Genomic DNA, 24277 nt, shown 5'->3' with positions numbered 1-24277 from the left:
TGGGCTCACCTGGCCATGGGCTCACCTGGCCATGGGCTCACCTGGCCATGGGCTCACCTGGCCATGGGCTCACCTGGCCATGGGCTCACCTGGCCATGGGCTCACCTGGCCATGGGCTCACCTGGCCATGGGCTCACCTGGCCATGGGCTCACCTGGCCATGGGCTCACCTGGCCATGGGCTCACCTGGCCATGGGCTCACCTGGCCATGGGCTCACCTGGCCGGGCGTCGGCCCGGTTCGCCGCGGGGTGGGGCCGGTCGGCTGCCGAGCCTCGCAGCCGCCGGGCCCGCGCCCCGACACGGTCCTCTCCTCCCTCCTCCCTACCTCGGCGGTAGCGGCTGCCAGAGGCACCCGCAGTCCGGATGCCCGCGCAGTCGCAGACGCCGTGGCATCCCTTCGCCGGCCGACACCTCGCACCACCCGTCCACGCTCGGCGGCCGCCCGCCGTCCAGGTGGACCTGGACGTGCAGCGCCGCCAGGCCGGCCACCATCGTCGCCAGGGCCGTGTCGCAGGCCGGTGTGCGCGCCCGGCCGGGCCCGCCGTCGGCCAACTGGGCCAGGATCCGGGGCCAGGCGGCGTCCTCGTCCTCCCGGCGCAGGACCAGGCAGTGTCCGCAGGCCGACACCCCCGGCAGTACCAGGGGCCCGACCACCCCGAACTCCTCGACCACTCCGACGTACAGGTGCGGCACCCCGGCCCGGAGCAGCAGCCGGGCCTCGTACGCCCCGCCGGCGAACGCCCCGCTCCCGTCCCGGGGCGCGAGCACCACCAGATCGGGCGGCGGCCCGTCGGGCTTGCGCCGGGGCACGGGCACCAGCGGTCGGCCCGCCGCCCGTTGCACGGCCTCCCGGGCGGCCGTCGAGCGCAGCCGCCCCACGTCCCCAGGCGGCAGTCCTGCCGGGGAGCAGTCCCCGGGGCGCACCCGGCCGCCGTCCACCACGGTGACCGCGCCCGCCCCACCGGCGGCGAGCACGGCCGCCACGGCGGCGCCCACCCGGCCCGCGCCGCGGACCTCGATCCGGGCGTCGGCCCGTCGGGCCAGGACCGCCGGGGCGGCGCCGGGGCCGGAGTGGACCAGGGACAGCGAGGCGAGGTCCGGCCCGAGCAGTTCCCGGTGGGGCTGGGGGTAGCGGGCCAGTGCGGTGTCGGCCGCCTCCGCGTCGTCCAGTAACCCGGTCTCCTCCAGGTCGGTCAGCAGTGCGTCGGCGGGCTCCCGGCCGAGGCCGAGCTGCTCGCCGGCCGCCAGCAGTTCGGGGCGGTCCCTGGTCCCGTCGACCAGGCCGAGGAAGTCGCAGAGGGTCTTGTCGGCCTGGCCGAGCACCCCGGCGTAGCGGGTGATGGTCCCGAACTGCAGGGTGTCGGAGTCCCGCCAGCTGCGGGACAGGGCGGGCTTCAGTACGAGGCGCACGGCGATCTCCCTTCCGATCGTTTCCGGACGGCTGACCGCAGCATGCCCTATCGCGCCGACGTCGTGCGCAAAGTTATCCACAGGCCTGGGCTCATGATCACATAATCTGTTCGCAGACCCTGTGGATAACTGCCCATCCGCTCCGGCGTCGGTTTCCGGACACCCACCGTCGACTTTTCGTTCCCGATCACTCCACGAAAGATTTCGGCCACGGCACCGGACTTCTGTCCGTGGTACCGGGTAACGTCGTGTGCCATGGCAGCCGAGCGGGACTCCCATCCACCGGCGTCGCGTCGGCGTGCCCGTGCAGCGTCCGGGTCGCAAGTGGCGGCGCCCAGCACGCGTGGGCGTCGGGACCAGGATCAGCAGGCGAGGCCCGCGTCGCCGCAGCACCCACCCGCCGCCGCGCCACCGGAGCCGCACGACCGGGGCCGGGTGGAGGTGCGCCGCAGCGCCCGCCGCAGTCGTACCGTCTCCGCCTACCGCGAGGGCGACCGCACGATCGTGCTGATCCCGGCCCGGATGTCGCACGCCGAGGAGCAGCGCTGGGTCGCGCAGATGCTGGAGAAGCTCGCCGCCCAGGAGAGCCGCCGGATCCTCGGGGACGACGCGCTGATGGACCGGGCCCGTGGGCTGTCGGCTGCCTATCTGGGCGATCGCGCCCGGCCCGCCCAGGTCCGCTGGGTCACCAACCAGAACTCGCGCTGGGGCTCGTGCACCCCCAGCGAGGGGACGATCCGCCTCTCCCACCGCCTGCAGGGCATGCCGGAGTACGTCCTCGACTACGTGCTGCTGCACGAGCTCGCCCACCTGCTGGTGCCGGACCACGGCCCGGCGTTCTGGGCCCTGTTGGAGGCCTACCCCCGGACCGAGCGGGCCCGCGGCTATCTGGAGGGCGTGGTCTCGGCGGCCCGGCTGCCGCACATCCCCGGTGCCCGGCACGCCGACCGGGGTGCGGATCCGGCCGGTTCCTGCGGCTGACGCCCGGCCGGGAGGCGGCGGCGAGGAGCGCGGGGAGGGAACGGCGCGGGGAACGACGCGGGGAATGACGAGAGGGGGCGCGGGCCGATATGGCCCGCGCCCCCTCTTCGGGTTTCACCTCAGCTGGTCAGCCGGCGTGCCCGCGCCACCAGGTCCCGCACCGAGTGGTCGGTCAGCTCCGGCAGCCGGTCGTAGTCGAACCAGCGCAGGTCCAGCGACTCCTCGCTGATCAGCGCCTGCGCACCGGCCGGTGCCACCGCGATGTACTGGACGTCCAGGTGGGTGTTCTCCGGTCGGTCCTTGCCGGTGCAGCGGACCAGGTGCCGGTCCAGCTTGGCCGGCACCGGGGCGCCGTCCACCTCCAGCAGGGCCAGGTCGGGGATGCCGGACTCCTCGACGGCCTCCCGCAGCGCCGCCGACGCGAGGTCGTGGTCGTCGGGCTCGCAGTGCCCGCCCATCTGCAGCCACATGCCGACCTTGGGGTGCAGGGTGAGCAGCACCCGTCCGGCCGCCGGGTCGACGACCGCCGCGCTCGCGGTGATGTGCGCGGGCAGGCAGGACCGGTACAGGCCCTCGGGCTGCTCGGCCAGGTGCGCCAGGTAGTCGAGCCGCAGCCGTTCCTGCTCCTCGTCGGCGGGGCGCCACCCGGTCAGGGTGCGCACGGCGTCCGCGTGCAGGGAGGTCGCCCCGGTGTCGGTGGCCGTCATGCGGTGGGCTCGCCCTTTCCGTCGGTGCCGTCGCCGTTGCCGTCGCCGTCCTGCTTCGGCTCGTCGCTCTTCGCCGGTCCGTCGTTCTTGGTGAGGTCGGGCTTGGCGGTGGTGCCGCCCGCGGCGGCCTCGCCGAGCAGCTTGTCGATCGCGTCGAAGTCGAGGCCGCCCTCCAGGTCACCGGTGCCCCGGTGCACGAAGGCGTCCGGGTCGTCCAGGTCGGCGGCGGTGGGCAGCATGTCCGGGTGCTGCCAGAGCGCGTCGCGGCCCTCGATGCCGCGCGCGTCGGCGAGCAGCGCCCACAGCCGGGCGGCGTCGCGCAGTCGGCGCGGGCGCAGCTCCAGGCCGACCAGGGTGGCGAAGGTCTGCTCGGCGGGCCCGCCGGCGGCGCGGCGGCGGCGGACGGTCTCGCGCAGCGCGCCGGCCTGCGGCAGGTGCGGTTCGGCGGCGGCGTGCACGACGGCGTCGACCCAGCCTTCGAGCAGTGCGAGCGCGGTCTCCAGGCGGGCGAGCGCGGCCTTCTGCTCGGGGGTGTCCTCGGGCTGGAGCAGCCCGCCGGCCAGCGCCTCCTGGAGCGCCTCCGGGTTGTTCGGGTCGAGCTGGCCGACGAGTTCCTCCATCCGGGAGGTGTCGACCTTGATGCCGCGGGCGTAGGCCTCGACGGCGCCGAGCAGGTGGGCCCGCAGCCACGGCACGTGGGCGAAGAGCCGCTGGTGGGCGGCCTCGCGCAGGGCGAGGTAGAGCCGGACCTCGTCGGCGGGCACGTTCAGGCCCTCGCCGAACTCGGCGACGTTCTGCGGCAGCAGTGCGGCCTTGCCGGCCGGGGCGAGCGGCAGGCCGACGTCGGTGGAGCCGACCACCTCGCCGGCGAGGGCGCCGAGCGCCTGGCCGATCTGGGTGCCGAACATGGCGCCGCCCATGGAGCGCATCATGCCCATCAGCGGGCCGGCCATGGCCTGCATCTCCTCGGGCAGGACGCCGCCCATGGCGTTGCCGACCCGCTCGGCGACCGGGTCGACGAGGTCCTTCCAGACCGGGAGGGTGGCCTCGATCCACTCGGCGCGGCTCCAGGCGACGGCGGTGCCGGCGCCGGAGGGGAACTCGGTGACGCCGTCGAGCCACAGGTCGGCGAGCCGGACGGCCTCGGCGACGGCGGAGTGCTCGGCGGCGCTGACCGAACGGTCCTTGCTCTTGCCCTCGGCGGGTTCGGCGACGACGGTCTGGCGGGCGATGTTCTTGGCGAGGTCCCAGTTCACCGGGCCGCCCTCGAACGAGAGCATCTGCCCGAGCTGCTGGAACGCGGCGCCGAGGTCGTTGGGGTTGAGGCCGCCGAACATCGCGGCGAACGGGTTGTCGGCCCCGCCGGGGCCGCCCGGGGCTCCGCCGCCGGGCATGCCGAACAGCGCGCCGAACGGGTTGCCGGCGCCGAAGCCGAACGGCTGCGCGCCGCTCTGGTCGGAGCCTGCGGAGCCCTGGTCCTTCTTCTGCTGCTCGTCGTCGGGCTTGGCCTTGCCGTCCTCGGGCTCCTCGGGCGGAACGCCGAATCCGAAGGGAAGGTCGCTCACGGGGTCCTCGATCCGGTCGGCCGTCATGCGGGTGTGGCGGGAAGTGCTGCCCGCCCGGGGCACCAGCGGAGTGGGGGACTCGTGGGCGGCTCCCGCGCGGCAGGTCCGCGCCGGGTGCACCGCCGGGCCTTCGCCTCGGGCAGGATGGACGTACGTGACACACGTCCGTACGCACATAAGCTAACCGTGGAGGATGGCCGGTGAGTTCCCCGCCTTCGGACGTTCGCTCTGGGCTGACCGCAGGAGAGGACGACCCGGACACCACGGCGTCGCCGCCTCCAGCCTACGGCGGACGGCCGCTGACCGTGGCCGTCACCGGCGCCGCCGGCGTGATCGGCGAGCGGGTCGCGGCCCGCCTGGTCGCCTCGCCGCACGTGCGCAGGGTGCTGGCGGTGGACGACCGGCGCGGCGAGGTGCCGGGTGTGCAGTGGCGGGTGCTGGACGTGCGGGACCCCGCGGTGGCCGAGCGGCTGTCCGGGGTGGACGTGGTGGTGCACCTGGCGATGGACTTCGGCATGGAGTCGGATCCGCGCGCCCGCAGCGCCTACAACGTGCGCGGCGCGCAGACCGTGCTGACGGCGGCCGCAGCCGCCGGGGTGCACCGGGTGGTGCTCTGCACCTCCGCGATGGTCTACGGCGCGCTGGCCGACAACGAGGTGCCGCTGGCCGAGGACTCCGAGCTGCGGGCGACCGAGGAGGCCTCGCTGGTCGGGGACCTGCTGGAGATCGAGCGCCTGGCCCGCCGGGCGCCGCGCGCCCACCCGGGGCTGCAGGTGACGGTGCTGCGCCCGGCCGTGGTGGTCGGCCCCGGCGTGGACACCGTGCTGACCCGGCACTTCGAGGCGCCGCGGCTGCTGGTGGTGGCCGGTTCCCGCCCGTGCTGGCAGTTCTGCCACGTGGACGACCTGGCGGCGGCGCTGGAGTACGCGGCGCTGGGCCTGGTGGAGGGCGAGGTGACGGTCGGCTGTGACGGCTGGCTGGAGCAGGAGGACGTGGAGCGGCTGTCGGGGATCCGGCGGATGGAGCTGCCGGCCTCGCTGGCGCTGGGCACCGCGGCCCGGCTGCACCGGCTGGGCCTGACCCCGGCCCCGGCGGGGGACCTGGCCTACACGATGTACCCGTGGGTGGTGTCCGGCAGCCGGCTGCACGAGGCGGGCTGGCGTCCGGAGCACAGCAACGAGCAGGTGCTGGCCGAGCTGCTGGACCAGGTGGCCGGGAAGCACGCGGTGGCCGGGCGCCGGCTGGGCGGCAAGGAGGCCGCGACCAGCCTGGGGGCGGCCGGGGCGACGGTGGCGCTGGTCGGTACGGCCGCGCTGGTGCGCCGGGCCCGCAAGCGGCGCCGCTTCTGAGGCCCGCAGCCGGGGGCCGGGCACTTTTCTCACGATGCGGAATTCTGTCGTCGTGATGCGGAACCCACTTGCCTCAAGCCACTCGGGATGGGGAATCATGGGGTCATGCCCGAGAACCACGACCCCATCCGCCTGCTCGCCATCCGCGACACCCCGCTCTCGCTGGACGAGGTGTACGAGGCGGTCGGCGACGACGCGGCCGGCGGGACCACCGTCTTCGTCGGGACGGTCCGCGACCACGACGGCGGCAAGTCGGTCACCGCGCTGGAGTACAGCTGCCACCCCACCGCCGAGCAGGAGATGCGCCGGATCGCCGAGAAGGTCGTCGCGGACTTCCCGGTGCGGGCGCTGGCGGCGGTGCACCGGGTCGGCCGACTGGAGATCACCGACAAGGCGGTGATCGTCGCCGTGTCCTGCGCCCACCGGGGCGAGGCCTTCGCGGCCGCCCGGCGGCTGATCGACGACCTCAAGCACGAGGTGCCGATCTGGAAGCACCAGGTCTTCACCGACGGCGAGGAGGAGTGGGTCGGCGCCGGTGGCTGCTGACCCGGCGCCTCCCGCGGATCGGGTCGGGCCTGCGGGCGGCCGGTTGGATGCGGAGAGTCGCCATGTGCACACGCAGTGCGACGATCATGCCAGGCGCGCCGGGCTCTCACTCGAACGGGTCCGGGTCGGTGGGCCGAATACTCCCTGGCAGTGAGCCGATCGGCCGTCCCGTAACCCGGATGGCGCTCGCCGCGTTGTCCGCCGGAGTGGTTAATCTGCTCATAGACACGACGAGCTGGGAGTACTGATATGGGTGCGCTCGCCTGGTTGATCATTCCGGTAGTCGCCGTCCTGCTCGCCGCGCTGTGGGCGGGCTGGGCGCAGCGCGCCCCGAGAGCCACCGGGGACCCGGCCTCGCTCGCCGAGCACCGGCGCTTCATGGCCGCGATGGAACGCACCACCGCCGGAAGCGCCGCCTCCGAGGACGGTTCCGGCCGGTAGCCCGGGGGGCGTCCGCTCATCCGCGTCCCGTACTGTCGAGGCATGCCACGCCGCTCCGCGACGATGCTCGCTGCCACCCTGCTGCTCATAGCGCTGCTCTGCGTCTCGGTGCTGATGAAGGTGCCGTACACGGAGATGAGCCCGGGGCCGACGTACAACACGCTCGGCAACCAGGGGGGCAAGCCGGTGATCACCATCACCGGGCGCGACTCGTACCCGACCAGCGGGCACCTCAACATGACCACCGTCCAGGTCACCGGGGCCAAGTACGAGCCCAGCCTGGTCAACGCGGTGGTCGGGTGGCTGCGCGACGACGTGATGGTCGTGCCGCACGACAACGTCTACCCGAAGGGGCAGACGGACGCCGACGCCAAGAAGCAGAACGCCGAGGAGTTCGCCTCCTCCGAGGACAGCGCCCGCACCGCCGCGCTCAACCAACTGGGCGTCCCGATCGGCACCGAGCTGATCATCAAGTCGGTCACGGCGGGGGCCCCGGCGGAGGGCCGGCTGCACGCGGGCGACCAGATCGTCGCCGTCGACGGCGCGCCGGTCAGCACGGTCGAGCAGGTGGTGGCCGCGGTCACCAAGCACAAGCCGGGTGAGTCGGCGGTCTTCACCGTGGTCCCGCGGGTCAAGGACGCGGCCGGTAACGGCGGCGCCAACCCGGGGGCCAGGACCGACGTCACCGTCCCCACCGTGCGGGCCGAGGACCTCGACCCGAAGGCCCCGGCCGAGCGGGCGGGGCTCGCGGTGGTCGGCATCGGCACCACGATCCGGCACACCTACCCGTTCCAGATCGACATCGGCCTGCAGGACGTCGGCGGGCCGAGCGCCGGCCTGATGTTCTCGCTCGGCATCATCGACAAGCTCACCCCCGGCGGCGACCTCACCGGCGGCCGGTTCGTGGCGGGCACCGGCACCATCGACGACGACGGCAAGGTCGGTCCGATCGGCGGCATATCTATGAAGCTGATCGCCGCCCGGGACGCCGGCGCCGAGTACTTCTTCACCCCGTCCTCGAACTGCGCCGAGGCGACCAAGAACGTCCCGTCCGGGCTGTCCCTGATCAAGACGGACACGCTGGACGGCGCGCTGAAGTCGCTGGAGCAGATCCGCTCCGGGCAGACCTCCGCGCTGCCGTCCTGCGCCGTGAAGTGACGCCGTGAAGTAGCGCCGTGAAGGAGCGGGGTGAAGGAACGGCGTGGAGGAGCGCCGCCGGGGGTTGGGGCTACGAGAAGGTTGCCAGCAGCGCCGCGGTCAGTCCGGGCACCAGGTCAGGGCCGGTCAGCACCTCGCGGGCGGTGTCCTTGGAGCGCAGCCGCAGCGCGATCTCCTTCTTGCCGTTGCGCAGCACGGCGGCGGTGATCCGCACCTCCTCGCGCTTGGGGTGGTTGGCCACCCACTCGGCGAGCTGGGCGTCGCTGGCGTTGCGCGGGCGGGTCTGCTCGGAGCCCGGCGGCAGCATCAGGCGCTCGACGACCAGGGCGCAGCCGGCCACCGCGTCGGGCCAGGCGATGGTGCCGAGGAACTTGTCCAGCTCCATGCCGGCCGGCAGCTCGTCCTGCTCGACCGGGGTGAGGCCGGCCGTTTCGTCGTCGCCGAGGCCGAGCTGGGCGGCGATCTTCGGGTCGGCCTTGCGCAGGGCGGTGCTGTCCACCAGGGCGAACAGCCGGGCCGGGAGGTCCCAGCCGAGCGTGGCGGCGTACTCGTCGATCTCCAGCGCGGCCCGGGTGAGCGGGGTGGCGGCAGGGAGCTTGGAGACGTCGTCGGGGGAGCCGGGGGAGTTGAGTGCATTGGACGCGTCGGACATGCCCCAATCCTCACACGCCGGGCGGGGGCGCGGGTGCCGGGCGTCGCCGGTGGGCCGGGGAACGGCCGGGGCGGGGAACGGCGTCGTAACCGTCTGCTAACGGTGGGAACTCGGCCAAAGCCTGGTTAAGTTTCCCTGAAGACCGACTGACTCCAGACGACACAGCTGAGGTGCCACCGTGGTATTCCAGATGCCGGAACGCTCAGGGCCGGGTTTCCGGCGCAGAGTAGGACCGCCCTCCCGGCGCGCGCGGGTGGCCCTGCTGACCCTGGGCGTGCTCGCGGTGCTGTTCCTGCTGTTCGTCATGTTCGCCGGGTTCTGGACGGACTGGCTCTGGTTCAGATCCGTCCGCTACTCCTCGGTGTTCACCACGCAGCTGTGGACGAAGATCGGCCTGTTCGCGGTGTTCGGCCTGCTGATGGCGGTGATCGTCGGCTTCAACATCTGGCTGGCGCACCGGCTGCGGCCGCCGCTGTCGGCGATGTCGGTCGAGCAGCAGAGCCTGGACCGCTACCGGTCGGGCCTGGCGCCGTTCAAGCGCTGGGCGCTGATCGGCGTCTCGCTGGTGATCGGCCTGGTGGCGGGCGCCGCGGCGTCCGGCCAGTGGCGGACCTGGCTGCTGTGGACGAACGCGACGCCCTTCGGCGAGAAGGACGCCCAGTTCGGCATGGACGTCTCGTTCTACGCCTTCGACCTGCCGTTCTACGAGTTCGTGCTGGGCTTCGCGTTCAGCGCGGTGATCGTCTCGTTGCTGACCTCGGCGCTGGTGCACTACCTGTACGGGGGGCTGCGGCTGCAGGGCCCGGGCCGTCGGGCGAGCGCGGGCGCGCAGGGGCACCTGGCGGTGCTGCTGGGCGTGTTCGTGCTGCTGAAGGCGGTGGCGTACTGGCTGGACCGGTACGCGCTGGCGGTGAAGACCGGCTCGTACAAGGGGGTCTCCGGCTGGACCGGCCTGCGTTACGTGGACGCCAACGCGTTCCTGCCGGCCAAGACGATCCTGTTCTTCGTCGCGATCATCTGCGCGGTGCTGTTCTTCCTGACCCCGGTGCGCCGCACCTGGGCGCCGGCCCTGATCGGGCTGGGGCTGATGGTGCTGTCGGCGGTGCTGATCGGCGGGCTGTACCCGGCGATCGTGCAGCAGTTCCAGGTCAAGCCGAACGAGCAGGCCAAGGAAACGCCGTACATCCAGAAGAACATCGACGCGACGCGGCAGGCGTACGGGATCGCGGACGCGCAGACCACCCAGTACAGCCCGCAGGGGTCGACGACGGCCGAGGCGCTCAAGCCGGACGCGCAGACCATCTCCGACATCCGGCTGCTGGACCCGAACGTCGTCTCGCCGACCTTCCAGTCGATCGAGCAGCAGCGCAACTACTACGCCTTCCCGAACACCCTGGACGTGGACCGCTACGGCTCCGGCACGGACAAGCAGGACACCGTGATCGGCCTGCGCGAGCTGGACCTCAACGGCGTGCAGCGCAACTGGATCAACGACCACTTCAAGTACACCCACGGCTACGGCGCGGTCGTCGCCAAGGGCAACCAGGTCAGCGACAAGGGCGAGCCGGTGTTCACCGAGTCCGGCCTGCCGGCCACCGGCGCGCTGGGCGACTACCAGCAGCGGATCTACTACGGCGAGAAGACGACGTCGTACTCGATCGTCGGCGGCTCGAACAAGGAGATCGACTACACCACCAAGACCGGCGAGAACAAGGAGTACACCTACACCGGCAACAGCGGTGTCTCGCTGGACAACCCGATCACCCGGGCCGCGTACGCGGTGCGCTTCGCCGAGCCGCAGATCCTGTACGCAGGGGCGATCACCGACGGCGCGAAGGTGATCTACAACCGGACGCCGAAGGAGCGGGTGGAGAAGGTCGCCCCGTGGCTGTCGATCGACGCCGACGCGTACCCGGTGGTGCAGGACGGCCGGGTGGTCTGGGTGCTGGACGGCTACACCACCTCGGACGGCTACCCGTTCTCGTCGAAGACGACGCTGGGCACCGCGACCAAGGACTCGCTGACCAACCAGCGCGGTGAGCTGCTGACCGTCGCCAACCAGGTCAACTACATCCGCAACTCGGTCAAGGCCACGGTGGACGCCTACACCGGCGAGGTGAAGCTCTACCAGTGGGACGACCAGGACCCGGTGCTGAAGACCTGGATGAAGGCGTTCCCCGGCACCGTCGAGCCGAAGGCGGACATCCCGGGGACGCTGCTGCCGCACCTGCGCTACCCGCAGGACATGTTCAAGGTGCAGCGCGACCTGCTCGGCCAGTACCACGTGACCGACGCCAACTCCTTCTTCAACGGCAGCGACATCTGGCAGATCCCGGTCGACCCGACCAGCGACACCAAGCAGGTCCAGCCGCCGTACTACGTGACGGTGCGGATGCCGGACCCGCAGGTCACCTCGGCGAGCTTCTCGCTGACCACGACCTTCGTGCCCAACGGCCGCCCGAACCTGGCCGCGTTCATGGCGGTCAACGCCGACCCGGGGCCGGACTACGGGAAGATCCGCATCCTGAAGATCTCGGGGGACAACAGCGCCCCCGGACCGGGCCTGGTGCAGTCGACGTTCAACTCCCGGCAGGAGGTGGCCTCGCAGATCTTCGCGCTGAAGAGCGGCGGTGACACCGAGCTGGAGTACGGCAACCTGCTGACCCTGCCGGTCGGCGGCGGGCTGCTCAACGTCGAGCCGGTGTACGTGCGCGGACGCGGCGCCAAGTACCCGACGCTGCAGAAGGTGCTGGCGGTGTACGGGAACGACAACGTGGCGTTCGAGAACACCCTGGAGGACGCGCTGAAGAAGGTGTTCGCCGGGGCGGCCCCCGGGACCACGCCGACCGCGCCGTCCACGCCCAACAACCCGTCCACGCCCGACAATCCGGGGACGCCGACCAGTCCGACGACGCCGGGCGGGGCGATCTCGCCGGAGCTGCAGAAGGCGCTCGGGGACGCGGAGAAGGCGTACAACGACAGCCAGACCGCGTTCAAGAACGGCGACTGGGTGGCCTACGGCAACGCCCAGAAGGCGCTGGGCGACGCACTGAAGGCGGCCGAGGCGGCCCGGGGCGGGAGCCCGGCGCCGGCCCCGACCCCGGGCGCGACGTCGACCGGATCGCCGTCCGCGCGGCCGTAGCCCGCTGAGCTGCGGCAACCGATTCCTGTTTCACCCCGCACCCGTGCTATGGTTCAACTACCGACGCGGGGTGGAGCAGCTCGGTAGCTCGCTGGGCTCATAACCCAGAGGTCGCAGGTTCAAATCCTGTCCCCGCTACTCAGTGGCCAGAGGCCCGGAGGATTCTTCCTCCGGGCCTCTGGTGTTTTCCCCCCGAAGCGGCGGGAACCGCTCCGGTACCATCAACCGTCGCCAACGACGACGGAACGGGGTTTGTAGGGTCCAAGTGTCGGGAAATCGACAAAGCGCCGAAGCAATTCCGTCGGCTTCGGGTCGGCCCCGCCCGAATTCGGCCGGGGCAGGTGTACGCGGGTTGCGGGTGGTGCGACGATGGGACACATGGGGGACGGTGCGCGGCTGCTGACCGGCCGTCGGTTCCGGCGCCTCCCCTGGGGGTCCCCCCGGCCGCGGGCCGGGGCACGATGCCGCGACACTCTGGGGGAGCGGGAGTCGGCATGAGGCTGATCGGCAAGAACGGGTCAGGCACCAAGTCCGCGGCGGCCACCGAGGCGGACACCGACGCCTGGGCGGAGAGCCCCGAGAGCCGCCCCGGAACCCTGCCCGCCCAGCGCACCAGCGGCCTGTCCGAGCGCCCCCCGGTCGTCGGCTACGGCCCCGACAGCCTGGTCCACGTGTCCACCCGTCAGTTCGCCGAAGCCATCAGCCCGTACGGGCCCGGCGGCGAGGCCGCCGACGGCCCGAACGCGAACGCCGCCGCACTCGACCCGGCCGGCCTGGACACCACCAGCTTCGAGACCGCGCTGGCCGCCCGCGAGAGCGCCGCGCTGGAGGCCCGCCACCGGCAGGCCGCCGACGACGGGGACCCGGACGCCGCCAGCCGGCTCGGCACCCTGCTGCTGCGCCGCGGCGACCTGGAGGACGCCGAGCCCTACCTGCGCGCCGCCGCGGCCGCCGGGACGCGCGCCGCCGCCAACAACCTCGGCGTGCTGCTGCACCAGCAGGGCCACCGCGCCGAGGCCTCCCAGTGGTGGCGCCAGGCCGCGGTGGCCGGCAGCGCCCCCGCCGCGCACGCGCTCGGGCTCCAACTGCGCGACCAGGGCGAGGAGGAGGCCGCCGAGTACTGGCTGCACTTCGCCGCCGACCACGGCCACCCGCTCGGCGCGTACGCGCTGGGCGACCTGATGGAGCACCGGCGCGACGTGCGCGCCGAGCGCTGGTTCAAGGTCTCCGCCGACGCCGGGCACCGGGAGGCCGCCTACCGGCTGGCCCGGATGCGCGAGGCCGCCGGGGACAAGGAGACCGCCGAGGCCTGGTACCGCACCGCCGCCGCCCGCGGCCACGCCCGTGCCGCGCTGCGCCTGGGCGTGCTGCTGGAGGAGCGCGCCGCCACCGACCAGCCGCTGCTGGAGGAGGCCGCCCGCTGGTACCGGCAGTCCGCGCAGAACGGCGAGCCGCGCGCCGCCTGCGCGCTGGGCTTCCTGCTGCGCGACTCCGGGGACATGGCCGCCGCCGCCGAGTGGTGGCGGGAGGCGGCCGAGGCCGGCGACGGCAACGCCGCCAACGCGCTGGGCGCCGTGCACGCCGGCCGCGGCGAGGCCAAGGAGGCCGAGCGCTGGTACCGCACCGCCCTGGACGCGGGCGACCAGAACGGCGCCTTCAACCTCGGCCTGCTCTGCGTCGCCACCGGCCGCGACCAGCAGGCCGAGCAGTGGTACCGCCGGGCCGCGTACGCCGGGCACCGGGAGGCCTGCAACGCGCTGGCCGTGGTGCTGTTGCAGCGTGGCGAGGAGACGGGCGCCGAGCCGTGGTTCTCCAAGGCGGCCGAGGCCGGCAGCGTGGACGGCGCGTTCAACCTGGGCGTGCTGCACGCCGGGCGGGGCGAGCAGCGGCAGGCCCAGGAGTGGTACGCGCGGGCCGCCGCCGAGGGGCACGGCGAGGCCGCGCTGCAACTGGCCGTCGCCCAGGAGCAGCGGGGCAACCTGGCCGGCGCCCTGGAGCGCTACCGGCAGGCGGCGTCCGGCGGGTCGGCGGAGGGCGCGTTCCGGCTGGCCTCGGTGCTGGACCGGCGCGGCGATGCGGACGCCGAGGCCGAGCACTGGTACGCGCTGGCGGCCGACGCCGGGCACCGGCGGGCGCAGGTGCGGATGGGCGTGCGGGCGGCCGAGCGCGGTGCGCTGGAGATCGCCGAGAGCTGGTACCGGCGGGCGGCCGAGGCCGGCAGCCGCAGCGCCGCCTTCAACCTGGGGCTGCTGCTGGCCCGGCAGGACCGGGAGGCGCAGGCGATGCTCTGGTACACCCGGGCGGCCGACGCCGGGCACGGGCGGGCGGCGCTGCGCCTGGCGCTGCTGGCGCTGCGCCGGGGGGAGCCGGTGCAGGCGGAGAACTGGTGCCGCCGGGCGGCCGACTACGGGCCTGCCGAGGTGGCGGAGCGGGCCGGGCGCCTGCTGGGCGCGCTGCACGCGGAGCTGAGCGCGTAGCGGCGGGTCCCGCTGCGGCCGGTGGTCTGCGGGGCGGTCGGGGCCGTTACGGCGTGCCCGTGCAGTCCGGGCAGAGGCCGCGGTAGGTGACCTCGGCGGCGGTGACGGTGAAGCCGAAGCGTTCGCCGTCGGGGAGGGCGGCGAGCGGGTCGCCGTGCGGGTGGACGTCGCGGATGGCGCCGCAGCCGGAACAGATCAGGTGCTGGTGGGCGCGGTGGGCGTTGGGGTCGTAGCGCTTGGCGCGTCCGTTGGTGGCGACCTCCAGGACCTCGCCGAGGCCGACCAGTTCGCCCAGGGTGTTGTAGACGGTCGCGCGGCTGATCTCGGGCAGGCGGTTGACGGCGCGGGCGTGCACCTCGTCCGCGGTGAGGTGGACGTGGTCGCCGTCGAGGACCTCGGCCACGACCCGGCGCTGTGAGGTCAGCCGCCAGCCGCGTCCGCGAAGTCGATCCAGCAGGTCGCTCATGGGAACAGGGTAAGTCACACTCTGAGATTGGTTCCAGTGTTGACTTGGACAAAGTCCAAGTTAGGATCGAGTCGTCACGACCGGATAACGCGGAGGCCCTCTTATGACGACCCAGGACGAGCTGCGCCCCACCCTCACCACGGAGGCGGGTGCCCCCGTCGCCGACAACCAGAACACCGAGACCGCGGGCCCCGGCGGCCCGGCGCTCATCCAGGACCAGCAGCTCTTCGAGAAGCTCGCGCACTTCAACCGCGAGCGGATCCCGGAGCGCGTGGTGCACGCCCGCGGCGCGGCGGCCTACGGCACCTTCACGGTGACCGCCGACCTGACGCCCTACACCCGGGCCGCGTTCCTGTCCGAGGTCGGCAAGGAGACCGAGGTCTTCCTGCGGTTCTCCACCGTGGCCGGCAACCTCGGCTCGGCCGACGCGGTGCGCGACCCGCGCGGCTTCGCGCTGAAGTTCTACACCGAGGAGGGCAACTACGACCTCGTCGGCAACAACACCCCGGTGTTCTTCATCAAGGACGCCGTGAAGTTCCCCGACTTCATCCACACCCAGAAGCGCGACCCGTACACCGGCTCCCAGGAGGCGGACAACGTCTGGGACTTCTGGGGCCTGTCGCCCGAGGCCACCCACCAGGTGACCTGGCTGTTCGGCGACCGCGGCATCCCGGCCAGCTACCGCCACCTCAACGGCTACGGCTCGCACACTTTCCAGTGGCAGAACGAGGCCGGCGAGCACTTCTGGGTCAAGTACCACTTCAAGACCGACCAGGGCATCAAGAACCTCACCCAGGACGAGGCCAACCGGCTGGCCGGCGAGGACCCGGACAGCCACCAGCGCGACCTGCGCGAGTCGATCGAGCGCGGCGAGTTCCCCAGTTGGACCGTGCAGGTCCAGATCATGCCGGCGGCCGACGCGGCGAACTACCGCTTCAACCCCTTCGACCTCACCAAGGTCTGGCCGCACGCCGACTACCCGCCGGTCGAGATCGGCCGGCTGGAGCTCAACCGCAACCCCGACAACGTCTTCGCCGAGGTCGAGCAGTCGATCTTCTCCCCGTCGCATTTCGTGCCCGGCATCGGCCCGTCCCCCGACAAGATGCTGCAGGGCCGCCTGTTCGCGTACGCGGACGCCCACCGCTACCGCGTCGGCATCAACGCCGACCACCTGCCGGTGAACCGCCCGCACGCCACCGAGGCGCGCACCAACAGCCGCGACGGCCACCTGTACGACGGTCGCCACGGCCGCCAGAAGAACTACGAGCCGAACAGCTTCGGCGGCCCGGTGCAGACCGGCCGCCCGCTGTGGGCCGCCACCGCGGTCACCGGCGCCACCGGCAACCACGAGGCGCCCTCGCACGCCGAGGACGACGACTTCGTGCAGGCCGGCGACCTGTACCGGTTGTTCTCGGAGGACGAGAAGCAGCGGCTGATCGCCAACCTGGCCGGCTTCATCGCCAAGGTCTCCGCCGACCGCGAGGACATCGTCGAGCGGGCGGTCGACAACTTCCGCAAGGCCGACGCCGACTACGGGCAGCGGCTGGAGGCGGCCGTCCGGGAGCTGCGCAAGCAGTAGCCCGGGACGCGCCCCGATGAGCGGCGGGCCCGGTCGACCGGACAACTGGTCGACCGGGCCCGCACCACGTTCCCGGACGGGTCCTAGACGCTCAGGCGGCGCAGGGCCTCCTCGTGGAGGATGCCGTTGCTGGCGACGGCGTCGGCGCCACCGGGGCCGGGCACGCCGTCCAGACCGGTGAAGCGGCCGCCGGCCTCCTCGACGATGACGCAGTTGGCGGCCATGTCCCAGAGCGACAGCTCGGGCTCGGCGGCGATGTCGACCGCGCCCTCGGCCACCATCATGTAGGACCAGAAGTCGCCGTAGGCGCGGGTGCGCCAGCAGGCCCGGGTGAGGTCCAGGAAGGGGTCGAGGCGGCCGCGCTCCTCCCAGCCGGAGAGCGAGGAGTAGGAGAAGGAGGCGTCCTCGATCCGGGAGACGCCGGAGACGTGGATCCGGGAGGCCTTGGTCAGGCTGCGGCCGGCGTAGGCGCCGAGGTCCTTGGCCGCCCACCAGCGACGCTGCAGCGCGGGGGCGGAGACGATGCCGACCACCGGGCGCTCGACGCCGTCCGGGCCGTCCTCCAGCAGGGCGATCAGGGTGGCCCAGACCGGGACGCCGCGGATGTAGTTCTTGGTGCCGTCGATCGGGTCGATCACCCAGCGGCGCGGGCCGGAGCCCTGGAGGCCGAACTCCTCGCCGAGCACCGCGTCGCGCGGGCGGGCGCGCTGCAGCACGCTGCGGACGAGTTCCTCGGCGGCCTTGTCGGCGTCGCTGACGGGGGTGAGGTCCGGCTTGGTCTCGATCTTCAGGTCGAGGGCGCGGAAGCGCTCCAGGGTGACCGAGTCGGCCGAGTCGGCGAGGACGTGGGCGAGTCGGAGATCGTCGTGGTAGTCGGCCATGTCCGAAACCCTAGCGATCCCGCCCGGATCGGGACAGCCGGGCTCGCGGACCGGGACGGGCCTCCCGGAGGCGAGTGGGCGGGTGGCCGCCGTCAGTGGGCGGAGCCGCTGAGCTGGAGGCCGATCACACCGGCGATCACCAGGGAGATCGAGACCAGCTTCAGCACCGAGGTGGTCTCCTCCAGGAAGACCATGCCGTAGATGGCGGTGCCGGCCGCGCCGATGCCGGTCCACACCGCGTAGGCGGGGCCGACCGGCAGGCTCTTCAGGGACAGCGTGAGCAGGCCGAAGCTGCCCAGGGCGAACACGCAGAAGCTGATGGTGGGCCAGAGCTTGGTGAAGCCCTCGCTGAGCTTGAGGTTGATCGCGAAGCCGGTCTCCAGCAGGCCGGCCAGGACCACCAAGGCCCATGCCATCGCGTGCCCTCCCTGTCGATCGACGGGTCGGGCCGCGCTGTGGCCCGACCTTCCTATGATCGCCAGGCCGGCGCGGTCCGACACCTCGAACGGTCGGGAAACCCCATGGGACGGTAAAACCGCCGCCCGGGTCAGTCGCCCTCGCGGGCCTCCTTGCTGGCCAGCAGGCGGCGCAGCGAGTAGAGCCGGGCGGCCTCGGCGTGGCCGTCGGCGACCCAGGCGTCCAGCGCGCAGTCCGGCTCGTCGTGGCTGCAGGCGCGCGGGCACTCGATGGTGCCGGGCTCCAGGTCGGGGAAGGCGTGGATGACCCGGGACGGGTCGATGTGCGAGAGGCCGAACGAGCGGAAGCCCGGGGTGTCGATCACCCAGCCCGGGTCCAGCGCCTTCTTGGAGCCCGGCTTGGCGCCCGGCGGCGGGGGCAGCCGCAGGGCCAGGGCGGACACGGTGGTGTGCCGGCCGCGCCCGGTGACCGCGTTGACCCGGCCGGTCTGCCGCTGGTGGTCCGGGACGAGGGCGTTGACCAGGGTGGTCTTGCCGACGCCGGAGTGGCCGATGAACACCGTGGAGAGGCCGCGCAGGTGCTCGCGGACGGCCTCGGCGCCGGCCGTCTCCAGTTCGTCCCGACGGGTGACCACGTAGTCGATGCCGAGCGGCGCGTACGACTCCAGCAGCGGCCCGGCCGGGGCGAGGTCGGCCTTGGTGAGCACCAGCAGCGGCTCCATGCCCGCGTCGTACGCGGCCACCAGGCAGCGGTCGATCAGCCGGGGCCGCGGCTCCGGGTCGGCCAGTGCGGTGACGATGGCCAGCTGCTGGGCGTTGGCGACGACGATCCGCTCGTACGGGTCGTCGTCGTCCGCGGTGCGCCGCAGCACCGAACTGCGCTCCTCGACCCGGACGATCCGGGCGAGCGTGTCGTTGTCCCCGGAGAGGTCGCCGACGATGTTGACCACGTCGCCCACGACGACGCCCTTGCGGCCCAGCTCGCGGGCCTTCATGGCGACGATCTCGCGTTCCTGCTTGGTGCCCGGGTCGATCAGGCAGGTCAGCCGGCCGCGGTCGACGGTCAGCACCATCGCCTCGGCGGCGTCATCGTGTTTGGGCCGGATCCGGGTCCGCGGCCGGGAGCCCCGGCGGGCGGGGCGGTTGCGGATGTCGTCCTCGTCGGCGTCCTTGCCGTAGCGGCGCATGGCTCAAGTCTCCGCTCAGGCGTCCGCCACCGCTTCGCCGAGCAGTTCCGCCCACATCCTGGGGAAGTCCGGCAGGGTCTTGGCGGTGGTGGCCACGTTCTCCACCTCGACGCCGGGCACGGCCAGGCCGACCACGGCGGCGGCGGTGGCCAGGCGGTGGTCCTCGTAGGTGTGGAAGACGCCGCCGTGCAGCGGGCGCGGGCGGATCCGCAGGCCGTCCTCGGTCTCGGTGACGTCGCCGCCGAGGTCGTTGATCTCCTTGGCGAGCGCGGCGAGCCGGTCGGTCTCGTGCAGGCGCAGGTGGGCGATGCCGTACAGGTGGGACTCGGAGTCGGCCAGCGCGGCGACGGCGGCGATCACCGGGGTGAGCTCGCCGACGTCGTGCAGGTCCGCCTCGATGCCGTGGATCCGGCCGGTGCCGGTGAACTGCAGGCCCTCGTCGGTGAACTCGCAGGCGCCGCCCATCCGGGTGTAGATCTCGCGCAGCTGGTCGCCGGGCTGGCTGGTGTGCTTGGGCCAGTCGCGCACGGTGACCCGGCCGCCGGTGACCAGGGCGGCGGCGAAGAACGGCGCGGCGTTGGAGAGGTCAGGCTCGACCACCAGGTCGCGGCCGATCAGGGCGCCGGGGGTGACCCGCCAGACGTCCTTCTCGCCGCCGTCCTCGGGGGCGTCGACCTGGACGCCGGCCAGGCGCAGCATCTCGACGGTCATCCGGATGTGCGGCAGCGACGGCACCGGGCCGCCGACGTGCCGGACCTCGACGCCCTGGTTGTAGCGGGCGCCGGAGAGCAGCAGGGCGGAGACGAACTGGGACGAGGAGGAGGCGTCCAGCTCGACCGGGCCGCCGTCGAGCGCGCCGGTGCCGTGCACGGTCAGCGGGAAGGCGCCGCGGCCGCCGTCGTCGATCCGGGCGCCGAGCGCGCGCAGGGCGTTGATCACGCCGTGCTGGGGGCGCTCGTAGCTGCGCGGGTCGCCGTCGAAGTGCACCGGGCCGTCGGCGAGGACGGCGAGCGGGGGCAGGAAGCGCATCACGGTGCCGGCGTTGCCGACGTCGATCGAGGCGGGGCCGCGCAGCGCGGGGGTCGGGATGACCCGCCAGGCCTCGCCGCCGCCGGTGCCGCCGGAGTCGTTGTTGACCTTCTCCTCGATGCCGACGCCGAGGGCGCGCAGACCGTCGGCCATCAGCTGGGAGTCGCGGCTGCGCAGCGGCCGGCGCACCCAGCCGGGTTCGTCGGCGAGCGCCGCCAGCACCAGGGCTCGGTTGGTGACCGACTTGGAGCCGGGGATGGTGACGGTGGCGTCAACGGGGGTGGTCGCGACGGGGGCGGGCCACAGGGTCTCGGTCATGGGAGCAAGTTTAGGGGCCGTACCGGAACGGCCCCTGCGGCAGCCGCATGGCGGGACGGGGGAGGCTCCGTGCAGGGGTTGTAGCAGTCGGTCCGCGCCGAGGGGTGGCTCAGTGCAGGGGTCGGAGCAGCCAACTCGCGCTGAGGGCGAGGCTGGCGAGGGCGGTGAGCAGGAAGACGGTGATCCAGGCGAGGCCGGGGACGTGGGTGAGGCGGGCCAGCTGGTCGGCGTCGGAGTCGCGGGCCCAGCCGATGCGGCGCTGGTGCTGGAGTTCGAGGACCGGGCGGACGGCGCCGAACAGCAGGAACCAGCAGCCGAGGTAGGCGAAGCCGGCCTGGACCTCGGCGCTGCCGAACCAGGAGACCAGGAAGAAGGCGCCGCCGGCGACCAGCACGGTGAACAGGCCGAAGGCGTTGCGGATGCGCACCAGCAGGGCGAGCAGCAGGGCGACGGCCAGCCAGAGCAGCAGGGTGATCCGGCCGGCGGTGAGCAGGGCGGCGCAGCCGAGGCCGAGCAGGGCGGGGGCGGTGTAGCCGGCGGCGGCGGTGAGGATCATGCCGGGGCCGGTGGGGCGGCCGTAGGAGAGGGTGAGGCCGGAGGTGTCGGAGTGCAGCCGGATGCCGGCGAGCCGGCGGCCGGTGACGAGGGCGATCAGGCCGTGGCCGCCCTCGTGGGCGATGGTCACGGCGTTGCGGGTGACGTGCCAGAGCGGGCGGGCGAGGACGGCGAGCAGGGCGGCGCCGGCGGTGGCCAGCACCAGCCAGCCGGGTGGCGCGGGCTGGGTGCCGGTGACCTGGTTCCACAGTTCGCCGAGGTTCTGGTCGGTCGGTTGTGCGCTCATCGTCTCGTCTCCGCCTCCGTCCGCTGCGTTGGGCCGTTCGGGGCAGCCTCCCATGCGGGGACGGGCGGGCGGGAGCGGACGGTTCTCCTGGCGGGATGAAGAAGTGGTGAGCGGGGCCGGCATGGCAAGCTGGCCCGCATGTGCGGTCGCTTCGCAGCCAGTGGCAAGCCCGAGGACGTCGTCGAGCTGTTCGGCGTCGAGCAGTGGGATCCGGCGGAGACGCTGGCCCCCAACTGGAACGTCGCCCCGACCAACAGCGCCTTCGTGGTGCTGGAGCGGGTGCCGAAGGGCCGGGCACGGCCGGTGCGGCAGCTGCGGGTGCTGCGCTGGGGCCTGGTGCCGCAGTGGTCGCGGTCGGCCGAGACGGCGGTGAAGATGATCAACGCCCGCTCGGACACGGTGCACGAGAAGCCCTCGTACCGGCAGGCCTTCGCCTCGCGCCGGTGCATCCTGCCGGTGGACGGCTACTACGAGTGGCAGACGGTGCCGGGCGAGCGCGGCAAGGCGCGCAAGAAGCCGTTCTTCGTGTCCCGGGCGGACGGCACCCCGTTGGCACTGGCCGGGCTGTACGAGTTCTGGCGCGACCGGACGGTGCCGGCCGACCACCCGGCGGCCTGGCTGGTGACCTTCACCATCGTCACCACCGACGCCGAGGAGTCGCTGGCGCCGATCCACGAGCGGATGCCGCTGTTCCTCGACCCGGCCTCCTACGGCGAGTGGCTGGATCCGGGGCTGGACGACCCGGACGAGCTGCGCCAGCTGCTGATACCCCCGCCGCCCGGTGCGCTGCTGGCCACCCCGGTCTCGCCGGCGGTCGGCAGCATCCGCAACAACGGCCCGGAGCTCAAGGAGCCGTGGGCCGAGGCCGAGTACGAGACCACCTTGTTCTGACGTCTGACGTCTGACGTCTGAGCGTTTGACGTCCGGCGTTTGACGTCCGGCGTCTGAGCGTTTGACGTTCGAGTCCTGACAGCTGAGGGAGCCTGAGCCGGTTGGAGCGACCGAAGATGACCACCGAACTCGTCCCCACCGAGGTGGGGGACGCCCGGATCAGCTACCACCGGGCCGATGCGCCGAAGGCGCTGCTGGCGCTCGGGCACGGCGCGGGCGGCGGGATCGAGGCCCGGGACCTGGTGGCGCTGGCCGCGGCGCTGCCGGCGCGCGGGATCACCGTGGCGCTGGTGGAGCAGCCCTGGCGGGTGGCGGGCAAGCGGCTCGCCCCGGCGCCGCGCACGCTGGACCTCGGCTGGACCCCGGTCGCCGGGCGGCTGGCCGGTCAGGGGCTGCCGCTGGTGGTCGGCGGGCGCAGCGCCGGGGCGCGGGTGGCCTGCCGGACCGGTGCGGCGACCGGGGCGGTGGGGGTGGTGGCGCTGGCGTTCCCGCTGCACCCGCCGGGCAGGCCGGAGAAGAGCCGGGCGCAGGAGCTGCTGGAGTCGGGGCTGGCGACGCTGGTGGTGCAGAGCGCGGCGGATCCGTTCGGCGGGCCGCAGGAGTTCCCGGAGCTGCCGCCCGGGCACGAGCTGGTGGCGGTGCCGTACGGCGGGCACGGTTTCGACGTGCCCAAGCGGGCGCCGGTGGGGCAGGACGAGGTGCTGGAGGCGATCTGCCGGGCGGTCGGGGACTGGGTGCTGCGGGTCGTCTGAGGCGGCGGGGGCGGCCGTGAGCGGGGGGTTTCCGCTCGATCACCCGTACGAGCGATTTCGGGGCGGGCGCGGGAATGCGGGCGGGGTCGGGGTGGTTGACACCCTCGTCAGTACGATTCCCGGTTGAGAGGCAGGGCAGATGGGTTCGATCGCGTGCCCCGAGCGGTCAGAGCAGCGCGAGGCCGCCGCGGCGTTCGGCCCCGCCTGGTCCGACTGGATTGTCGCGGGCGAGAAGCCCGTCAGCCCGATATCCTCCATTTCGGGGCGGCCCGCCGTGGGCCGTGCCCGCCATGCCGAGGAGGTGGGTCCGGTCGTCGGGACCGAGCACGAGGCCGAGCCGGGCCGGGGCCCGGAGGAGGGCCAGCCCACGGGCGAGGCGCTCACCGGTGAAGAGCTGGCCGAGGCGATCGGTGAGGACACCTTCCGGGTGTCGGCGGAGGAGAGCGAGGCGGCCCGGCGGGAGCGCTTCGAGCGCGACGCCCTGGGCTACCTGGATCCGATGTACTCGGCGGCGCTGCGCATGACGCGCAACCCCGCGGACGCGGAAGACCTGCTCCAGGAGGCGTTCGCCAAGGCGTACGCGTCCTTCCACCAGTTCCGCGAGGGCACGAACCTCAAGGCCTGGCTGTACCGCATCCTCACCAACACGTTCATCAACTCGTACCGCAAGAAGCAGCGCGAGCCCCAGCGCACGGCGGCGGAGGAGATCGAGGACTGGCAGCTGGCCCGCGCCGAGTCGCACATGTCGACCGGTCTGCGCTCGGCCGAGACCCAGGCGCTCGACCACCTCCCCGACAGCGATGTGAAGGACGCGCTCCAGGCCATTCCGGAGGAATTCCGGATCGCCGTCTATCTCGCGGACGTAGAAGGCTTTGCGTACAAGGAGATCGCGGACATCATGGGTACTCCCATCGGTACGGTGATGTCCCGGCTGCACCGCGGCCGCCGTCAACTGCGCGGCATGCTGGAGGACTACGCCCGTGAGCGCGGGCTGGTCCCGGCCGGCAGCGGGGCAGGGCAGGAAGCGAAGGGCTCGGGCTCATGAGCTGCGGCGATCCGCACGACACGGAGTGTGGCGAGGTCCTCGACCACCTCTACGAATTCCTCGACAACGAGATGGCCGAGGGCGACTGCGCCAAGCTGCGGGTGCACTTCGAGGAGTGCTCGCCCTGCCTGAAGCAGTACGGACTGGAGCAGGCGATCAAGGCGCTGATCAAGCGCTCGTGCGGCTGCGACGACACCCCGGCGGACCTGCGCAGCAAGGTGCTGGCCAGGATCGACTCGATCCGGGCCGGGCAGCGTTCGGGCGAGCAGCTGGTGGTCGCCGTCGACACCACGGTCGAGCTCCACGTCGAGACGGCCCGGCCGGTGCCGGCCGCCGGCGAGGCCGCGGAGGAGTCGGCGGTCCGGCCCGGCGCCACCGTCGAGGCGGGCGCCCCGGCGGAGTAGCCGGGCGGCCGGGCGGGAGCAAGGCGGAGCGACCGGACGG

22 protein-coding genes and 1 tRNA gene are annotated in these 24277 nt (G+C 73.0%); 13 read left to right on the top strand and 10 right to left on the bottom strand.

The annotated features are described in order from the left end of the window. Positions 1 to 321: 321 nt before the first annotated feature. Positions 322 to 1410, bottom strand: coding sequence for a ThiF family adenylyltransferase (locus tag ACIPLC_RS06900; RefSeq protein ID WP_400471766.1), 1089 nt, complete (start codon positions 1408 to 1410; stop codon positions 322 to 324). Between the two features lie 324 nt (positions 1411 to 1734). On the opposite strand from ACIPLC_RS06900, the gene ACIPLC_RS06895 reads away from it, so the two are divergent. Further along, a complete protein-coding gene (locus ACIPLC_RS06895; protein ID WP_400471764.1) occupies positions 1735 to 2391 on the top strand; it encodes a M48 family metallopeptidase in 657 nt (218 codons plus the stop codon). 119 nt (positions 2392 to 2510) lie between these two features. Here ACIPLC_RS06895 and ACIPLC_RS06890 read toward each other — a convergent pair whose 3' ends face one another. Beyond that, positions 2511 to 3098: an NUDIX hydrolase gene (locus ACIPLC_RS06890; protein WP_400471762.1), complete on the bottom strand. Its 588-nt coding sequence runs from the start codon at positions 3096 to 3098 to the stop codon at positions 2511 to 2513. Next, positions 3095 to 4663, bottom strand: coding sequence for a zinc-dependent metalloprotease (locus ACIPLC_RS06885; RefSeq protein ID WP_400471761.1), 1569 nt, complete (start codon positions 4661 to 4663; stop codon positions 3095 to 3097). Before ACIPLC_RS06885 ends, ACIPLC_RS06890 begins: the two co-directional genes overlap by 4 nt. Before the next feature lie 200 nt (positions 4664 to 4863). Here ACIPLC_RS06885 and ACIPLC_RS06880 point away from each other — a divergent pair, with 200 nt between their 5' ends. From ACIPLC_RS06880 to ACIPLC_RS06865, 4 genes are all read left to right on the top strand, one after another. Beyond that, positions 4864 to 6012 carry an NAD-dependent epimerase/dehydratase family protein gene (locus ACIPLC_RS06880; RefSeq protein ID WP_400471759.1) on the top strand — a complete coding sequence of 383 codons (1149 nt, stop codon included), beginning with the start codon at positions 4864 to 4866 and terminating at the stop codon, positions 6010 to 6012. Positions 6013 to 6117: 105 nt separating this feature from the next. Then, a complete protein-coding gene (locus ACIPLC_RS06875) occupies positions 6118 to 6558 on the top strand; it encodes a molybdenum cofactor biosynthesis protein MoaE (RefSeq protein WP_400471757.1) in 441 nt (146 codons plus the stop codon). Positions 6559 to 6825: 267 nt separating this feature from the next. Continuing rightward, positions 6826 to 6999 carry a hypothetical protein gene (locus ACIPLC_RS06870; RefSeq protein WP_400471755.1) on the top strand — a complete coding sequence of 58 codons (174 nt, stop codon included), beginning with the start codon at positions 6826 to 6828 and terminating at the stop codon, positions 6997 to 6999. Positions 7000 to 7041: 42 nt separating this feature from the next. After that, positions 7042 to 8157, top strand: coding sequence for a PDZ domain-containing protein (locus ACIPLC_RS06865; protein WP_400471753.1), 1116 nt, complete (start codon positions 7042 to 7044; stop codon positions 8155 to 8157). A 70-nt stretch (positions 8158 to 8227) separates the two neighbouring features. Here the strand turns inward: ACIPLC_RS06865 and ACIPLC_RS06860 are convergent, their stop codons facing one another. Beyond that, entirely contained in the window at positions 8228 to 8809 is a 582-nt protein-coding gene (locus ACIPLC_RS06860) for a PPA1309 family protein (RefSeq protein WP_400471752.1), read from the bottom strand. Positions 8810 to 8999: 190 nt separating this feature from the next. Here ACIPLC_RS06860 and ACIPLC_RS06855 point away from each other — a divergent pair, with 190 nt between their 5' ends. The 3 genes from ACIPLC_RS06855 to ACIPLC_RS06845 all read left to right on the top strand — a co-directional run bounded on the left by ACIPLC_RS06855 (position 9000) and on the right by ACIPLC_RS06845 (position 14428). Then, positions 9000 to 11951 carry a UPF0182 family protein gene (locus tag ACIPLC_RS06855; protein ID WP_400471750.1) on the top strand — a complete coding sequence of 984 codons (2952 nt, stop codon included), beginning with the start codon at positions 9000 to 9002 and terminating at the stop codon, positions 11949 to 11951. 64 nt (positions 11952 to 12015) lie between these two features. After that, a tRNA-Met gene (locus ACIPLC_RS06850) sits at positions 12016 to 12089 on the top strand. 356 nt (positions 12090 to 12445) lie between these two features. Further along, a complete protein-coding gene (locus tag ACIPLC_RS06845; RefSeq protein WP_400471748.1) occupies positions 12446 to 14428 on the top strand; it encodes a tetratricopeptide repeat protein in 1983 nt (660 codons plus the stop codon). A 46-nt stretch (positions 14429 to 14474) separates the two neighbouring features. On the opposite strand, the gene ACIPLC_RS06840 is transcribed toward ACIPLC_RS06845, so the two are convergent. Next, positions 14475 to 14894: a Fur family transcriptional regulator gene (locus tag ACIPLC_RS06840; RefSeq protein ID WP_400471746.1), complete on the bottom strand. Its 420-nt coding sequence runs from the start codon at positions 14892 to 14894 to the stop codon at positions 14475 to 14477. 103 nt (positions 14895 to 14997) lie between these two features. Here ACIPLC_RS06840 and ACIPLC_RS06835 point away from each other — a divergent pair, with 103 nt between their 5' ends. Continuing rightward, positions 14998 to 16473 (top strand): catalase, encoded by a 1476-nt coding sequence (locus ACIPLC_RS06835; RefSeq protein ID WP_400471744.1) that lies wholly within the window; start codon positions 14998 to 15000, stop codon positions 16471 to 16473. Positions 16474 to 16556: 83 nt separating this feature from the next. Here the strand turns inward: ACIPLC_RS06835 and hisN are convergent, their stop codons facing one another. From hisN to ACIPLC_RS06810, 5 genes are all read right to left on the bottom strand, one after another. Further along, positions 16557 to 17354, bottom strand: a complete 798-nt coding sequence (gene hisN, locus ACIPLC_RS06830) for a histidinol-phosphatase (RefSeq protein ID WP_400471742.1) — start codon at positions 17352 to 17354, stop codon at positions 16557 to 16559. A gap of 92 nt (positions 17355 to 17446) precedes the next feature. Beyond that, entirely contained in the window at positions 17447 to 17770 is a 324-nt protein-coding gene (locus ACIPLC_RS06825; protein WP_400471740.1) for a DMT family transporter, read from the bottom strand. A 131-nt stretch (positions 17771 to 17901) separates the two neighbouring features. After that, a complete protein-coding gene (gene rsgA / locus ACIPLC_RS06820; protein WP_400471738.1) occupies positions 17902 to 18957 on the bottom strand; it encodes a ribosome small subunit-dependent GTPase A in 1056 nt (351 codons plus the stop codon). A gap of 15 nt (positions 18958 to 18972) precedes the next feature. Continuing rightward, positions 18973 to 20304 carry a 3-phosphoshikimate 1-carboxyvinyltransferase gene (aroA, locus tag ACIPLC_RS06815; protein WP_400471737.1) on the bottom strand — a complete coding sequence of 444 codons (1332 nt, stop codon included), beginning with the start codon at positions 20302 to 20304 and terminating at the stop codon, positions 18973 to 18975. A 109-nt stretch (positions 20305 to 20413) separates the two neighbouring features. After that, positions 20414 to 21145 (bottom strand): M50 family metallopeptidase, encoded by a 732-nt coding sequence (locus ACIPLC_RS06810; protein WP_400471735.1) that lies wholly within the window; start codon positions 21143 to 21145, stop codon positions 20414 to 20416. A gap of 138 nt (positions 21146 to 21283) precedes the next feature. Between ACIPLC_RS06810 and ACIPLC_RS06805 the strand changes: the two genes are divergently transcribed. From ACIPLC_RS06805 to rsrA, 4 genes are all read left to right on the top strand, one after another. Further along, the gene (locus tag ACIPLC_RS06805; protein ID WP_400471733.1) at positions 21284 to 22036 is read left to right on the top strand and encodes an SOS response-associated peptidase; all 753 of its coding nucleotides are present in this window, start codon (positions 21284 to 21286) and stop codon (positions 22034 to 22036) included. A gap of 116 nt (positions 22037 to 22152) precedes the next feature. Further along, complete coding sequence (locus ACIPLC_RS06800; protein ID WP_400471731.1) at positions 22153 to 22788, top strand: alpha/beta family hydrolase; 636 nt, start codon at positions 22153 to 22155, stop codon at positions 22786 to 22788. A gap of 301 nt (positions 22789 to 23089) precedes the next feature. Next, positions 23090 to 23833 carry a sigma-70 family RNA polymerase sigma factor gene (locus ACIPLC_RS06795; protein WP_400471808.1) on the top strand — a complete coding sequence of 248 codons (744 nt, stop codon included), beginning with the start codon at positions 23090 to 23092 and terminating at the stop codon, positions 23831 to 23833. Next, positions 23830 to 24237 carry a mycothiol system anti-sigma-R factor gene (gene rsrA, locus ACIPLC_RS06790; RefSeq protein WP_400471729.1) on the top strand — a complete coding sequence of 136 codons (408 nt, stop codon included), beginning with the start codon at positions 23830 to 23832 and terminating at the stop codon, positions 24235 to 24237. The genes ACIPLC_RS06795 and rsrA overlap by 4 nt, the downstream gene beginning before the upstream one ends. The last annotated feature ends 40 nt before the right edge of the window (positions 24238 to 24277 follow it).

This window comes from Kitasatospora sp. NPDC086801 (genome assembly GCF_044745805.1).
Lineage (GTDB): Bacteria > Actinomycetota > Actinomycetes > Streptomycetales > Streptomycetaceae > Kitasatospora.
The sequence above is the reverse complement of the archived record's forward strand: the minus strand, read 5'-3'. Positions and strand labels throughout refer to the sequence as shown.

Bases quoted from the DNA above. Each gene is read 5' to 3' on its own strand.
- ACIPLC_RS06840 (WP_400471746.1), bottom strand. From the start codon at position 14,894: ATGAGCGACCTGCTGGATCGACTTCGCGGACGCGGCTGGCGGCTGACC.
- ACIPLC_RS06835 (WP_400471744.1), top strand. From the start codon at position 14,998: ATGACGACCCAGGACGAGCTGCGCCCCACCCTCACCACGGAGGCGGGT.
- ACIPLC_RS06875 (WP_400471757.1), top strand. From the start codon at position 6,118: ATGCCCGAGAACCACGACCCCATCCGCCTGCTCGCCATCCGCGACACC.
- ACIPLC_RS06825 (WP_400471740.1), bottom strand. From the start codon at position 17,770: ATGGCATGGGCCTTGGTGGTCCTGGCCGGCCTGCTGGAGACCGGCTTC.
- ACIPLC_RS06800 (WP_400471731.1), top strand. From the start codon at position 22,153: ATGACCACCGAACTCGTCCCCACCGAGGTGGGGGACGCCCGGATCAGC.
- ACIPLC_RS06805 (WP_400471733.1), top strand. From the start codon at position 21,284: ATGTGCGGTCGCTTCGCAGCCAGTGGCAAGCCCGAGGACGTCGTCGAG.
- hisN (WP_400471742.1), bottom strand. From the start codon at position 17,354: ATGGCCGACTACCACGACGATCTCCGACTCGCCCACGTCCTCGCCGAC.
- rsgA (WP_400471738.1), bottom strand. From the start codon at position 18,957: ATGCGCCGCTACGGCAAGGACGCCGACGAGGACGACATCCGCAACCGC.
- ACIPLC_RS06860 (WP_400471752.1), bottom strand. From the start codon at position 8,809: ATGTCCGACGCGTCCAATGCACTCAACTCCCCCGGCTCCCCCGACGAC.
- rsrA (WP_400471729.1), top strand. From the start codon at position 23,830: ATGAGCTGCGGCGATCCGCACGACACGGAGTGTGGCGAGGTCCTCGAC.
- aroA (WP_400471737.1), bottom strand. From the start codon at position 20,304: ATGACCGAGACCCTGTGGCCCGCCCCCGTCGCGACCACCCCCGTTGAC.
- ACIPLC_RS06855 (WP_400471750.1), top strand. From the start codon at position 9,000: ATGCCGGAACGCTCAGGGCCGGGTTTCCGGCGCAGAGTAGGACCGCCC.
- ACIPLC_RS06845 (WP_400471748.1), top strand. From the start codon at position 12,446: ATGAGGCTGATCGGCAAGAACGGGTCAGGCACCAAGTCCGCGGCGGCC.
- ACIPLC_RS06890 (WP_400471762.1), bottom strand. From the start codon at position 3,098: ATGACGGCCACCGACACCGGGGCGACCTCCCTGCACGCGGACGCCGTG.
- ACIPLC_RS06810 (WP_400471735.1), bottom strand. From the start codon at position 21,145: ATGAGCGCACAACCGACCGACCAGAACCTCGGCGAACTGTGGAACCAG.
- ACIPLC_RS06865 (WP_400471753.1), top strand. From the start codon at position 7,042: ATGCCACGCCGCTCCGCGACGATGCTCGCTGCCACCCTGCTGCTCATA.